11 protein-coding genes are annotated in these 13,144 nt (G+C 65.8%); 6 read left to right on the top strand and 5 right to left on the bottom strand.

The genetic code is table 11. From position 1 onward, the window contains the following. Positions 1 to 4 precede the first annotated feature (4 nt). The 3 genes from pip to panB all read right to left on the bottom strand — a co-directional run bounded on the left by pip (position 5) and on the right by panB (position 2,469). Positions 5 to 967: a prolyl aminopeptidase gene (pip, locus tag ACTDXD_RS26425; RefSeq protein WP_440125094.1), complete on the bottom strand. Its 963-nt coding sequence runs from the start codon at positions 965 to 967 to the stop codon at positions 5 to 7. Positions 968 to 970: 3 nt separating this feature from the next. Then, positions 971 to 1,390 carry a hypothetical protein gene (locus ACTDXD_RS26420; RefSeq protein WP_440125093.1) on the bottom strand — a complete coding sequence of 140 codons (420 nt, stop codon included), beginning with the start codon at positions 1,388 to 1,390 and terminating at the stop codon, positions 971 to 973. A gap of 227 nt (positions 1,391 to 1,617) precedes the next feature. Then, complete coding sequence (gene panB / locus ACTDXD_RS26415; protein WP_440125092.1) at positions 1,618 to 2,469, bottom strand: 3-methyl-2-oxobutanoate hydroxymethyltransferase; 852 nt, start codon at positions 2,467 to 2,469, stop codon at positions 1,618 to 1,620. 174 nt (positions 2,470 to 2,643) lie between these two features. On the opposite strand from panB, the gene ACTDXD_RS26410 reads away from it, so the two are divergent. The 3 genes from ACTDXD_RS26410 (at position 2,644) to ACTDXD_RS26400 (ending at position 8,651) form a co-directional block, all read left to right on the top strand. Then, complete coding sequence (locus ACTDXD_RS26410; RefSeq protein ID WP_440125091.1) at positions 2,644 to 4,194, top strand: alpha/beta hydrolase; 1,551 nt, start codon at positions 2,644 to 2,646, stop codon at positions 4,192 to 4,194. Positions 4,195 to 4,278: 84 nt separating this feature from the next. Beyond that, positions 4,279 to 5,616 (top strand): glutamine synthetase family protein, encoded by a 1,338-nt coding sequence (locus tag ACTDXD_RS26405; protein WP_169686308.1) that lies wholly within the window; start codon positions 4,279 to 4,281, stop codon positions 5,614 to 5,616. A 5-nt stretch (positions 5,617 to 5,621) separates the two neighbouring features. Next, complete coding sequence (locus ACTDXD_RS26400; protein ID WP_440125090.1) at positions 5,622 to 8,651, top strand: bifunctional [glutamine synthetase] adenylyltransferase/[glutamine synthetase]-adenylyl-L-tyrosine phosphorylase; 3,030 nt, start codon at positions 5,622 to 5,624, stop codon at positions 8,649 to 8,651. 18 nt (positions 8,652 to 8,669) lie between these two features. Here the strand turns inward: ACTDXD_RS26400 and ACTDXD_RS26395 are convergent, their stop codons facing one another. Next, positions 8,670 to 9,359, bottom strand: coding sequence for a GntR family transcriptional regulator (locus tag ACTDXD_RS26395; protein WP_440125089.1), 690 nt, complete (start codon positions 9,357 to 9,359; stop codon positions 8,670 to 8,672). A 97-nt stretch (positions 9,360 to 9,456) separates the two neighbouring features. On the opposite strand from ACTDXD_RS26395, the gene ACTDXD_RS26390 reads away from it, so the two are divergent. From ACTDXD_RS26390 to ACTDXD_RS26380, 3 genes are all read left to right on the top strand, one after another. Then, a complete protein-coding gene (locus ACTDXD_RS26390) occupies positions 9,457 to 10,383 on the top strand; it encodes a sulfurtransferase (RefSeq protein WP_440125088.1) in 927 nt (308 codons plus the stop codon). 88 nt (positions 10,384 to 10,471) lie between these two features. Continuing rightward, positions 10,472 to 11,326, top strand: a complete 855-nt coding sequence (thiM, locus tag ACTDXD_RS26385) for a hydroxyethylthiazole kinase (protein WP_440125087.1) — start codon at positions 10,472 to 10,474, stop codon at positions 11,324 to 11,326. After that, entirely contained in the window at positions 11,326 to 12,435 is a 1,110-nt protein-coding gene (locus ACTDXD_RS26380; protein ID WP_440125086.1) for an LLM class flavin-dependent oxidoreductase, read from the top strand. The genes thiM and ACTDXD_RS26380 overlap by 1 nt, the downstream gene beginning before the upstream one ends. Positions 12,436 to 12,525: 90 nt before the next feature. Here the strand turns inward: ACTDXD_RS26380 and ACTDXD_RS26375 are convergent, their stop codons facing one another. Then, complete coding sequence (locus tag ACTDXD_RS26375; protein WP_440125085.1) at positions 12,526 to 12,855, bottom strand: hypothetical protein; 330 nt, start codon at positions 12,853 to 12,855, stop codon at positions 12,526 to 12,528. Between the last annotated feature and the right edge of the window lie 289 nt (positions 12,856 to 13,144).

The following is a 13,144-nucleotide window of genomic DNA, read 5'->3' as shown; positions in this document are numbered from 1 at the left end:
GATGTCATCGGAACAAATCGGTCGCTTCCACAAGGCGATGAGTGATGCCGGGTTCGTGCGCGGAGTGTCCGGCGTCGTCGACAATGTGCAACGTCGAGTCGGGCCAGGAACGATGGAGGTCCCATGCGCTCGTCGCGGGGCACACCACGTCGTAGCGACCCTGCACGATCACGCCCGGGATGCCGTGCAGGAGATGCGCGTCCCGCAGCAGCTGTCCTTCGGTGAGGAATCCGCGATGGTAGAAGTAGTGATTCTCGATCCGTGCGAAGGCGAGCGCGAAGCGGGGTTCCGCGGTGTCTGCGACGTGGTCGGGCTGCGGTAGCAGTGAACTCGTTCCACCCTCCCATGTCGACCACGCGACCGCTGCGCGCAACGCGATGTCCGGGTCGGGGGAATGCAGCAACCGGTGGTAGGTGTCGACCGGGTGCGCCCCGGGTTCGGTGCCTGCCAGAGGCGAGAGGAAGGCTTCCCACAGGTCGGGGAACAGTGCCCCGGCGCCACCGTTGTAATACCAGTCGATCTCGCTGCGGCGCAGTAGGAAGATCCCGCGCAACACCAATTCGGTCACGCGGTCGCGGTGGCGCTGCGCGTAGGCCAGGGCGAGCGTCGACCCCCACGATCCGCCGAACACCATCCATCGTTCGATGTTCAGGAATGTGCGTAGATGTTCGACGTCGGCGAGCAGGTGGTCGATCGTGTTGACAGACAGGTCGGCCCCGTCGGCGACGTGCGGCCGCGACCGGCCGCAGCCCCGCTGGTCGAACATCACGATCCGGTAGGCGGAGGGGTCGAAGAATCGACGTTGCCGTGGTGATGTGCCGCCACCGGGCCCGCCGTGCAGGAACACGACGGGTTTACCGTCCGGATTTCCGCTGACCTCCCAGTACACCTCCTGATCGTCGCCGACGGCGAGAAAGCCGTGGTCGTACGGTGCGATCGGAGGGTAGAGCTCGCGACGGTCGGTCATCACCTAGAACCCGACGAGGGCCGATGCGAGATCGGGAATCTGCAGGGCCGTCAACGTCTCGTCACGCACGGATGAGCACTGCTCGGTGGTGATGATGTCGACGCGTGCGCGATCGCCTGCAAGCGCAATCAAGTCGATTCCGTTTGCCGCGCCCCATTCGCCGACGAGGATGTTCAGGCCGCCCTTCCCGACCGAGGGCGTGTAGGTGCGCCAGCTCTGCAACTGACCCTCGATGCGGGTGCACAGGTCGGCGGCCTGGGCTTCGGTGACGCCCCCCGGTGCCTGTGTGGATTCCGCTGCGGAGGGCGCCGGGGTATTCGACGGCGTCGGATCCGAGGTGGTTCCGGAGGCGCACGCGCCGAGCAGGCCGATCATGGCTGCAGCTGCGGTAGCAGCGACGGGAATGCGTCGGAATCGGGTCATGGGGGAGCGCACCTCGCGGTTCGGTGGTCGTGGTCGCCGTCGAGTGTGCCATCGAATCCTGAAACGCCGATGGGCGCCCTACTTCCTGGGCTCGACGTGTGCGCGGTGGAGGCCTCGAGTCGGGTGAAAACCTCACCCGACTCGAGGGTGTGCCACGGCCCTGTTCAGCAACTACATTCGCTCGGAGAGCCTTCGATGCCTGGGCGGCAGCGGAAGAACGAAGAACCTCAGAAAGAATGCTCGGGTCCGGGGAAGCTCCCGCCGGCTACCTCGGAGGCGTATTGTGCTGCAGCATTGCGCAATTCGTCGCCGACAGCCCCGAACTTCTTCACGAACTTCGCGGTCTTGCCGCTCGTGTATCCGGCCATGTCCTGCCAGACGAGAACTTGCGCATCGCATTCGTTTCCGGCGCCGATGCCGACGGTGGGAATGGTCAGCTTCCGGGTGACCTGGCCGGCGAGTTCTGCGGGAACCATCTCCATCACGACGGAGAATGCGCCGGCTTCCTGGACGGCGATGGCATCGGCGATGAGTTGCTCGGCGCCGTCGCCGCGTCCCTGCACTCGGAATCCGCCGAGGGTGTTGACGGATTGCGGGGTGAAGCCGATGTGGGCCTGCACGGGAATGCCTGCCGCAGTGAGCGCGGCGATCTGGGGTGCGATGCGTTCGCCGCCTTCGAGTTTGACTGCGTGCGCGCCCCCCTCTTTCATGAACCGGATGGCGGTGGCGAGAGCCTGCTCGGGAGATGCCTCATAGGTACCGAACGGGAGGTCCGCGATCACGAGTGCGTGCGGGGCCCCGCGAACGACGCCGCGGACCAGCGGAAGCAACTCGTCGACGGTGACCGGCACCGTGGTGTCGTAACCGTAGACGACGTTGGCCGCGGAGTCGCCGACCAGGAGCACCGGGATCCCGGCCTCTTCGAAAATGCGGGCGGTGGAGTAGTCGTACGCGGTCAGCTCTGCCCAGCGCACGCCTTCGGCCTTCATTGCCTGCAGATGGTGGACCCGCGTCTTACGCTTCGGAGTGTCTGCCGGGGCGGAGCCGCCACCGTACACGGACGTCATATTTTCCGACATCGTTGTCTCTTTCTTCCTCGAGGCCCTTCTGCGGGTCCCCGGGCGGGTGATGACAGTCTCAGTGTGCCACCGGGCTCGGCCACAGCTAACCCTCGGAGGTGGTGGGGTTGGTCACATGAGGACGCCGCGTGATCACACCACGAGGCCGGATGGCGGGCATGGCACGATCCACAGGTGCCGGTTTCCGCGCGTGTGCGCTCCCGTCGTCTGTTCGCTGCCCTTCTCGCTGTGAGCGCTCTGGTGCTGGCAGGATGTGCCGACACCGCGACCGAGGAGCGCGAGCCGTCGACCGTCGCAGTGCCCGGGGAACTCGCGCAGTTCTATCGACAGGGCGTCGACTGGGGCGACTGCGGTGGCTACGGCATCGACGGCCCGCTTCTGGCTCGCAGCGGTGCGCAATGCGGCCGGATCTCGGTCCCGCTCGACTACGACGCCCCGGACGGACAGACGGTGACCCTGGCGGTGTCGCGGATCGAGGCGGACGGCGATCGGATCGGATCGATTCTGGTCAATCCCGGCGGGCCCGGTGCCTCGGGGCTGTCCACCGTGCTCGCCGCGGCAGGTACCGAACTGGCCGGGCGGTTCGACATCGTGGGATTCGATCCGCGCGGCATCGGTTCGTCCGATCCGCAGGTCCGGTGCTTCACCGCCGCGGAGACCGACGCCGATCGTGCCATCGACGACGGCGATCGAAGTCCGGAAGGAATCGAGGCATCCGAGAAACGCAACCGCGAGTACGCGCAGTTGTGTGCCGAACGCACCGGAGAGGATCTCCTCGCTCATGTCGGCACCGCCGACGTGGTGCGTGACATGGATGTCCTCCGAGGGGTGCTCGGCGACGACTCCCTGAACTTCCTCGGATATTCGTACGGAACCAGGCTCGGCACCGTCTATGCGGAAGCCTTCCCGGACCGGGTTCGCGCGATGGTCCTGGACGGCGCCATCGACCCCGAACAGGACCCGGTCGAGGAGATAGTGCTGCAGGCCGAGGGATTCCAGAAGGCGTTCGACGAGTTCGCGGCCGACTGCGCGACCCGCAGCGACTGCCCGCTGGGCAACGAGCCCGGGCAGGCGTCGGCCCGGTTCCGCGGGCTCGTCGCCCCCTTGATCGCGACGCCCGCCCAAACCACCGATCCGCGTCGCCTGAGCTACCGCGACGCGATCACCGGAGTGCAGCAGGGCCTGTATTCGTCCGCGTTGTGGGGGTCGCTTCGCGGTGGCCTGGCCTCCCTCGCCGACGGCAACGGGGACACTCTGCTTCGACTCGCCGACCTGTACGAGGGGCGCGAGGACGACGGCACCTACAGCAACATCAACGATGCGTTCAACGCCGTCCGATGCATCGATGACCAGCCGATCACCGAACGCGCGGTTGCCGGTGAACTCGATACGCGTTTCCGGCAGGCGGCACCGTTCCTCGACGACGGACGCGGAACCGGTGAGGCGCCCCTCGACGTGTGTGCATTCTGGCCTGTCCCCGCCACGGGGGAACCGCACACCCCGGACGTGCCGGGGCTTCCGCCGGTCCTCGTGGTGTCGACGACCGGTGATCCCGCCACGCCGTACCAGGCGGGGGCAGACCTGGCGCGTCAGCTCGGGGGTGCGCTGGTGACCTTCGACGGAAACCAGCACACTGTCGTGCTGGACGGAAATCCCTGTGTCGACGACGCTGTGACCAGGTACTTCCTCGATCTCGAGGTGCCCGAGACCGACCCTCATTGCTGACTCGGCGCCGGTGTGATCGACACGCCACAGATGGGAACGGCGGATGTAACACGGAATTAACGGATCATGCCTACGCTCGCCGATATGGATCGCCAGAAGGAGTTCGTGCTCCGCACCCTCGAAGAGCGCGACATTCGGTTCGTGCGCCTGTGGTTCACCGACGTCGTCGGGACCCTCAAATCCGTGGCGATCGCCCCAGCCGAACTCGAGGGTGCCTTCGAAGAGGGCATCGGCTTCGACGGTTCGGCCATCGAGGGTTTCTCCCGCATTTCCGAGGCGGACATGGTCGCGCGCCCCGATGCCACGACATTCCAGGTGCTGCCGTGGACCGACGACCGGGGTCACCAATACTCGGCTCGCATGTTCTGCGACATCACCATGCCGGGTGGCACCCCGAGCTGGGCCGACCCGCGCCACGTGCTGCGTCGTCAGCTCAACAAGGCCGGCGATCTGGGTTTCAGCTGCTACGTGCATCCCGAGATCGAGTTCTTCCTCGTCGAGAACGGCGAACCGGGCGCACCGCCTGTTCCGGCCGACGACGGCGGCTACTTCGACCAGTCGGTGCACCGTTCCGCGCCGCATTTCCGCCGCCATGCCATCGACGCCCTCGAATCGATGGGAATCTCCGTCGAGTTCAGTCATCACGAGACCGCGCCCGGGCAGCAGGAGATCGACCTGCGGTACGCCGACGCGTTGTCGATGGCCGACAACGTGATGACCTTCCGCTATGTGGTCAAGGAGATCGCTATGGCGGAAGGCGTGCGAGCAACGTTCATGCCCAAGCCTTTCCAGCAGCACGCGGGATCGGCCATGCACACCCACATGTCGCTGTTCGAGGGCGAGACCAATGCATTCCACGATCCCGACGACCCGTTGCAGCTCTCGGCGACGGGCAAGGCGTTCATCGCGGGCATTCTCGAGCATGCTCCCGAGATCAGTGCGGTGACCAATCAGTGGGTCAACTCCTACAAGCGCATCGTGCACGGCGGTGAAGCGCCCACCGCGGCATGCTGGGGACCGTCCAACCGGTCGGCGCTCGTCCGCGTTCCGATGTACACCCCGAACAAGGCGTCATCGCGCCGAGTCGAGATCCGCACTCCCGACTCGGCCTGCAATCCGTACCTTGCGTTCGCTGTGCTCGTCGCGGCAGGTCTGCGTGGTATCGAGAAGGGCTACACTCTCGCTCCCGAGGCCGAGGACGACGTGTGGGCCTTGACCGGTGCCGAGCGCCGTGCCATGGGATACAAGGAACTGCCGACCGATCTCGACATCGCGTTGCGTGAGATGGAGAATTCGGAGCTGGTCGCCGAGACGCTCGGTGAGCACGTGTTCGACTATTTCTTGCGCAACAAGTGGCGGGAATGGGAGAACTACCGGAGTCAAGTGACCCCGTTCGAACTCGAGCAGTACCTGGGGCTGTAGGCGCCATGGTGAAGCCGCCTCCTGCGCGCTCTGCCGTACCCGGTCCCGGCCGACTCGGTCTGGTCGAACCCACCGCTGCCGACGAGCTGGCGCAATTGGGATGGACGGACGTCGAAAGCATCGAATTGATGTGGGCGTTGTCGCGGGCCCCCAACGCCGACCTCGCGCTGCGGACGATGAGCCGTCTCGCCGACGTACTCGGAACTCAGGGATGGGCAGAACTCGACGCGACGTTGCGCACCGACAAGAGCTTGCGGGGGCGACTGCTCGCCCTTTTCGGGTCCTCGGCGGCATTCGGCGACCACGTGGTCGCGCATCCCGATCGGTGGCGGATGCTTGCCGGTCCTCTCGAGCTGCCGGACCGGCACACCTTCACGGTCCGGATGCTCGACTGTGTCGAGTCGGTCCCCGAGACCGGTGGACGTACCAACCGACTCGTCCACCGAGCCGGAATCACAGGCCCGGACGCGGTTGCTGCACTGCGCACGACGTATCGCGATCAGCTGATGCTCATTGCCGCAGCGGATCTCGCTGCGACGGTCGAGAACGAACCAGTCGTGCCGTATCTCGAGGTGGGGGAGAGGCTCGCCGACCTCGCCGATGCCGCATTGACTGCTGCGCTTGCGGTGGCGTTCGCCACTGTCGTCCCGGACGGACCGTGCCCCAATGACATCGCGGTCATCGCGATGGGCAAATGTGGTGCGCGCGAACTCAATTACGTCAGCGACGTCGACGTGATCTTCGTCGCCGAACCTGCCGACGCGCGGGCCAGCCGTATCGCAGGCGAGATGATGCGTATCGGAACGTCGGCGTTCTTCGAAGTCGATGCCGCGCTGCGGCCGGAGGGTAAACGCGGCGAATTGGTGCGCACCCTCGAATCCCATGTGGCCTACTACAACAGGTGGGCCAAGACATGGGAGTTCCAGGCACTCCTCAAAGCCAGGCCGATGACCGGCGACCTCGACCTGGGCCGCCGTTACGTCGAAGCCTTGAGCCCATTGGTATGGACGGCATCGGAGCGCGACGCATTCGTGCCGGAGGTGCAGGCCATGCGCAGGCGGGTCGAGGAACTCGTCCCCGCCGATCTGCGGGAGCGCGAACTCAAACTCGGAAAGGGCAGCCTGCGCGACGTCGAATTCGCCGTGCAACTGCTGCAGATGGTCCACGGACGCACCGACGAATCGTTGCGCGTGCCCAACACTGTGGAGGCATTGTCCGCGCTCGCCGACGGCGGATACGTCGGGCGTGATGACGCCGCGAATCTGCGCGCGTCGTACGAGTTCCTCCGGTTGCTCGAGCACCGCCTTCAGCTGCAGCGGCTCAAGCGCACTCACACACTGCCCCCTCCCGATGACCGTGAGAACCTGCGCTGGCTCGCACGGGCGGCGCACATGCGGCCGGACGGACGGAACGATTCGCTCGGCGTCCTCCAATCAGAGATCAAACGCAACTCCGCACGGATCCGCAGGCTCCATGCGCGATTGTTCTATCGTCCGCTGCTCGAGTCGGTGACCCGGCTCGACAAGGACGCGGTGCGTTTGTCGCCGGATGCGGCTGTGCGGCAGCTCGCGGCGCTGGGTTACACAGCACCGGAGCACGCCCTGGAACACCTCACCGCGCTGTCCGGGGGAGCTTCACGCAAGGCAAGGATTCAAGCTCTCCTTCTTCCTCAACTGCTCGAATCTCTCGGTGAGACAGTCGATCCGGATGGTGGTCTGCTCGCCTACCGGCGACTGTCCGACGCGTTGTATGAAACAGTGTGGTTCCTGCGGGTGCTGAGAGACGAGCCGTCGGTCGCGGAACGTCTGATGAAGGTGCTGGGTACGTCGGCGTATGTACCCGAGCTGCTCATCAAGTCACCGGATGTCATCCGCCTCTACGCTGACGCCTCCACGGGGCCGCGCCTTCTCGAGGCCAAACCCGCCGAGGTAGGGAGAGCGATCGTCACGTCATCGTCCCGATACGACGATCCGGCGCGGGCGATCGCGGCGGCACGGTCACTGCGTCGGGCGGAGCTCGCGCGGATCGCGAGCGCCGATCTCCTCGGGATGCTCTCGGTTCCGGAGGTGTGTGAAGCGCTCTCGTCCGTATGGTCGGCAGTCCTGGAGGCGGCACTGGCCGCGGTGATCCGCGGATCCGTGCGCACGAAGGGACCGGCTCCGGCACGCATCGCGGTGATCGGTATGGGCCGGCTCGGCGGTGCCGAACTCGGCTATGGATCCGATGCCGACGTGCTGTTCGTTTGCGAACCGCTGCCCGATGCCGACGAGACCGTCGCAGTGAAATGGGCGGTCTCCGTCGCCGAGCAGGTCCGCAAACTTCTGGGGGCGCCGAGCACCGACCCGCCGCTCGAAGTCGATCTGGACCTTCGTCCCGAGGGTCGCAGCGGCGCGCTGGTGCGCACCTTCAAATCCTACGAGGCCTACTACGCGCAGTGGGCAGAGGCGTGGGAGGTCCAAGCGTTGCTGCGTGCGCACACGGTCGCGGGCGATTCCGATCTCGGGCTCCGATTCCTCCACATGATCGACCGTGTGCGCTACCCCGAAGGTGGGGTCACTCAGGAAGCGGTACGGGAGATCCGCCGGATCAAGGCTCGGATGGATTCCGAGCGCCTTCCGCGCGGCGCCGACCCCGCGACCCATACGAAACTGGGTCGCGGCGGACTGTCCGACGTCGAATGGACCGTGCAATTGCTGCAGCTCCAGCATGCGCACGAGATCGGTTCGTTGCGCAACACGTCGACACTGGAGACGCTCGATGCGATCGGTGCCGCCGAACTCATCAGCGCAGCCGACGTGGATCTGCTCCGCGACGCGTGGATCACCGCGACCCGCGCCCGCAATGCGCTCGTCCTGGTGCGGGGGAAGCCGAGCGATCAGCTTCCCGGGCCGGGGCGGCAACTCGCGGCGGTGGCGAGTGCCGTGGGCGAACACAGCGACGACGCATCCGAATTCCTCGACAACTACCTGAGAGTCACGCGTCGTGCGCGTGGTGTCGTCGAGCGGGTGTTCGGCGGGGAAACGAACGGGCACTGACTCTTTCGTTTTTCGTCCTCACCCGCCGGCGAACATCTTGATGCGAAGTTCTCGGCTGCGTTCGAGGTGTGCGCGCATGTGCTCGCGGGCGGCCGCCTCGTCGCGCGCTCGTAGCGCGGTCAGGATGAGGTCGTGTTCGCCGTTGAGTACGTCGGGTTCGCCGTAGGTCGACGGCGGGCCCGAATCATAGATCCGCAGTTGCGTGGTCAGCCGGATGAGAAGCGCAGTGATGGTGGCATTGTGCGCGGCCTGCCACAGTGCTTCGTGGAATCGGAAGTTACCGGCTCGGACGTCGGTGTCGTCGGAGGCCGAGCAGCAGAAGGCGTGGAGCTGTTCGAGCCTCGCGAGGTCGAGCTCGGTGTGACGGATCGCGGCTGCTCCCGCGGCTTCGGACTCGAGTGCGACGCGGGCGGCGTAGATCTCTATGACGTCCTCGGGGGTTCCCGACCGGACTCGGAACCCGCGTGTGGCGCGCTCGAGCAACCCGTCGTGGGCGAGCCAGTTCAGGGCTTCCCGAATCGGGGTGCGCGAGGCACCGTAGGTCTCACTGAGCTGGGTTTCGTGCAGTGCAGCGCCACTGGGAAATTTGCCCGCGAGAATGTCGGCGCGCAGCCGCAGATACTGCTTCGATGTCTGATCGTCGCGTCCGGTGGGAAGCTCGCCGAGCAATGAGCCGATCAGGTCGGTTGTGGTGTCCCGGTCGGGCATCGCACTCCTGTCCTCAGGTTCGGTGTCTCCGGAGATTATGCCATCGTCAACGAGCGCATACTTGCGTATACGTTATTCGTCGTTTAGCGTCGCGGGGGTGATCGAGGAGAAACCGAGGGCGGCGAGGGACGGTGAGTCCCGAACCGGTGAGGTCCCGGGCGAGGATGTGATGATCGCCGCCGAGGACCTCGCGCGCGAGTTGGCGACCGTGGCGGTTCTCGATGCGACCGTGTCGTTTCCGAAACCGCGATTCGACGGCGACTACCGCCCCGAATCCGGGTACGCCACCTGGGCGGATGCGCACATCCCGAATTCCGTGCACATCGATCTGCTCGGCGAGTTCAGTGCGTCGGGGGCTCCGCTGCACTTCACGCGACCGGAACCCGAGCATCTGGCTGCCGCACTCGCCCGCATCGGTGTCGGTGCAGGCACCGACATCGTGGTGTACGACGCGGGGGAGATGACCTGGGCGTCACGGGTGTGGTGGATGCTGCGCAACATCGGTGTTCCCGCGCGGGTCCTCGACGGTGGGCTCGCCCGGTGGACCGCCCTCGGACTTCCGCTCTCCTCGGACCTGTCGGCGCCGCCTGCGGCGGTGAACCCGGTGAACATCACCGACCACGGCCTGTGGCGAGACCGAGACGACGTTCTCGAAGTCAGTGCGGGCCGGGCGGCGGGAACGTTGCTCTGCGCGCTCGATCCCGAGCACTTCGCGGGCACCGCAACGACTCGTTACTCGCGGCGCGGACGGATTCCCGGCAGTCGGAACCTGCCTGCCAAGAGTCTCCTCGGCGGCGGAGTGCTGCGTCCTCGCGGGGAACTGACCGCCCTGTCGGAAACTGTGTCGGCCGAGTCGGAACGCCCCCTGATCGTCTACTGCGGCGGTGGTGTGTCCGCGTGCCTGGTGGCGCTCGCTCTGGTGCGGGCAGGTCGCGACGACGTCGCCGTGTACGACGGCTCGCTCGCAGAGTGGACTGCAGATCCGGCACTGCCGATGATCTCGGATGAGCGAGGAAACACCTGATGAGATATCTCGACCCGCGATGTCCCGCCTACCGTACGTGCCCACCCGGACCTCCAGCCGGAACCGACACTTCTGTGACAGGAACCTCATGACCTCCCCGACGAACGCGCCGACGATCGATGACCTCGCTGACGCCCTCGACATGCTCCGTGCACGCACCCCGCTCGTGCAGTCGTTGACCAACATCGTGTCCGCGAACTTCCTGACCAATGTTCTGCTCGCGGCGGGTGCCAGCAACGCGCACATCGACAACGTCCACGAGGCGGGTGGCTTCGCGCGGATTGCGGGCGGAGTACTGGTCAACCTCGGCACACCCGATGACGGAACCGCCGTTGCGTTCACCGCCGCTGCCGAGGCGGCGCACGACGCGGGGACCCCCTGGGTGCTCGACCCGGTCGGTGTCGGAGGGTTGCCATGGCGTACCGGACTCGCCGCGGATCTGCTCACCTATCGACCCACTGCGATCCGTGGCAATGCCTCGGAGATCATCGCGCTGGCAGGTCAGGGCAGCGACACTCGTGGTGTCGACAGCGCGGACGAAGCGGCGGCGGCGATCCCGGCGGCGCTCGCCCTGCTCGGGCACTCGGACGCGGTGTCCGCGTCCGGACCGATCGACTACCTTGTGGGTCGCGGTAGCGACGGTGCTGTCACCGGACTGCGCATTGCAGGCGGAAGTGCGATGTTGCCCCGCGTGACCTCCACCGGATGCTCGCTCGGCGGCCTCGTTGCCGCTTACCTCGCGGTCGCGCCGACCTCACTGATCGGACTGGCGGCGGCGCATACGCACGTCGCCGTCGCGGCCGAGATTGCCGAGGAGAATTCGAGCGGTCCGGGTTCGTTCGCTGTGGCTTATCTCGACGCGCTCTACACAGTCGACGCAGACACTCTGCGCCGACGCGCCCGTATCGAGGCATTCGAACTGCCGAAGAAGGACGAGAGCTGATGGGCATCAAAACTTTCTGGTACCTCACCCAGGCCGACGGCGACTATCCGTGGAGCCCTGACGGGCTGTTTCCCGTAGACGGGCAACGACAGATCGCGCTCGCCAAGGCCATCGACGAAGGCGGTTTCGACGGGGCGCTCGTCGCTACGTGGCCGAACGATCCGTTCATCTCCGCTACCTGGGCTGCCGCGCACACCAGCCGGATGAAGTTCCTCGTCGCGGTGTACGCCAATATGACACCTGCCCGGCTACTCGCCGAAAAGGCACTCACCTTCGACGCATTCAGCGGCGGCCGCCTGATGATCAACTCCGTCAATGGACGCGAGAACATCCTGACGAAATACGACATGTTCGTCGAGCACGATCGACGCTACGAACTCGGTGAGCAGTATTGGTCCGACTTCCACCGCATCTACGCGGAGGGGACGGAATCCAACTTCCCGAACACGCCGCTGCGCATCGAGCCGCCCGCGGGAGGGCATACGGTACCGCTGTGGGGTACCGGTGATTCGCAGGCCGGACTGGAGAACGCCGGTAAGGTGCTCGACGCCTATCTGATCATGTTGCGCGAAACGCCCTTCGTCGATGCCAAATTCACTGCGGCTCGCGAATCCGCGGCTGCGGCAGGCCGTGAATACACCGACTTCGGTGCGCTGTCAGGCGTCATCGTGCGGCCGACGCGGTCCGAAGCGCTCGATCGATTCCGGTCGTTGTTCGAAGACGCCGGGATCGATCGGATCAGCGAAGTGCTGAACAACGCGGTTCGTCGCCGTACGCACGGACAACAGGATCTGAGGACCTTCACCGCCCGCGACGCGCAGCGTCAGGGCTGGGTGGACGCCCTCAACGCGGGCAAGTTGCCCGAGCCGAAAGACCTGGACCTCGGCGACGGGCTGTACGCAGGTATCACCGCGTGGTCGCCGCTCGACATCTTCGCGACAGGGTCGTCGGCGGTCTACTACGCGGGCACACCCGACGAGATCACCGGACACGTGCGTGCCCTACGTGACAAGACGGGACTGACCAGCCTCATCCTTGCCGGCTGGCCGCTCATCGACGAGGCGAAGCACGTTGCCGAGCATCTGATTCCGAGGTTCCGCGAACTCTGAGTGCTCCGCGGAACCGCTTCGTCACCGACCTCCGTCCGTGCTTCTGCTCGAGCACGCACGGAGGTCGTTCTCGTCTCAGGTGCAGAGGTCTCAATTGCAGAGGATGATCAGTCCGACACCCCGCCAGACGTCGACCGTCACGTCCTTCCACTCCTGTTTATCGGAATCCCATTCGCTCTCGGTCTCGGTGTAGTAACCGAGGTCGCGTTGTTCGGTCACTGTGCATTCCTGGAGTGTGCTGCCTGCTCGACTGACGACGTGCCAGGGCACACCCGCCTCGTCCAATGTGGTGGCCGCTTGGCTCTGTGACATTCCCACAGTGTTCGGGGCTGATTGTGCCGTCGCGATTCCCGCGGCAAGCGGACTCAGAAGCAGGGCGCCGGCGGCTGCACATGCCGCGGCCGAGATGGTCGTACGCATGACGGCCTCCTTTCGGAGACAGGTCGGTATGAAATGCTCTGCCCGGGCGTGCCCGGTGATCGGCGGACGGCGGGTGCCATAGCGCCCGTCGGCCGGATGCGCGGCGTTCCTCCCGGCACGTTCGTGCCCCGACTCATCGTCCGCAGCAGGCGGGTGATCAGCGCATCGTCGACAGTTGTGTCGCAATGTCGGCAAACTGTGTCATACATCACCAACTATACGCGCGTGTGCAAGATGCTTCGGGGCGCGCGGTTCTGGCGACGGCCGAGCCTGGCGCGCGGGCTTGCGG

The organism is Rhodococcus sp. SJ-3, from assembly GCF_051918125.1.
GTDB lineage: Bacteria > Actinomycetota > Actinomycetes > Mycobacteriales > Mycobacteriaceae > Rhodococcus.
Note: the sequence above shows the minus strand (reverse complement) of the source record. Positions and strands in the feature narration are given on the sequence as shown.

What these genes read in the sequence shown, in the direction of transcription:
- pip (WP_440125094.1), bottom strand. Translation starts at nt 967, where the DNA reads ATGACCGACCGTCGCGAGCTCTACCCTCCGATCGCACCGTACGACCAC.
- ACTDXD_RS26420 (WP_440125093.1), bottom strand. Translation starts at nt 1,390, where the DNA reads ATGACCCGATTCCGACGCATTCCCGTCGCTGCTACCGCAGCTGCAGCC.
- panB (WP_440125092.1), bottom strand. Translation starts at nt 2,469, where the DNA reads ATGTCGGAAAATATGACGTCCGTGTACGGTGGCGGCTCCGCCCCGGCA.
- ACTDXD_RS26405 (WP_169686308.1), top strand. Translation starts at nt 4,279, where the DNA reads ATGGATCGCCAGAAGGAGTTCGTGCTCCGCACCCTCGAAGAGCGCGAC.
- ACTDXD_RS26400 (WP_440125090.1), top strand. Translation starts at nt 5,622, where the DNA reads ATGGTGAAGCCGCCTCCTGCGCGCTCTGCCGTACCCGGTCCCGGCCGA.
- ACTDXD_RS26395 (WP_440125089.1), bottom strand. Translation starts at nt 9,359, where the DNA reads ATGCCCGACCGGGACACCACAACCGACCTGATCGGCTCATTGCTCGGC.
- thiM (WP_440125087.1), top strand. Translation starts at nt 10,472, where the DNA reads ATGACCTCCCCGACGAACGCGCCGACGATCGATGACCTCGCTGACGCC.
- ACTDXD_RS26380 (WP_440125086.1), top strand. Translation starts at nt 11,326, where the DNA reads ATGGGCATCAAAACTTTCTGGTACCTCACCCAGGCCGACGGCGACTAT.
- ACTDXD_RS26375 (WP_440125085.1), bottom strand. Translation starts at nt 12,855, where the DNA reads ATGCGTACGACCATCTCGGCCGCGGCATGTGCAGCCGCCGGCGCCCTG.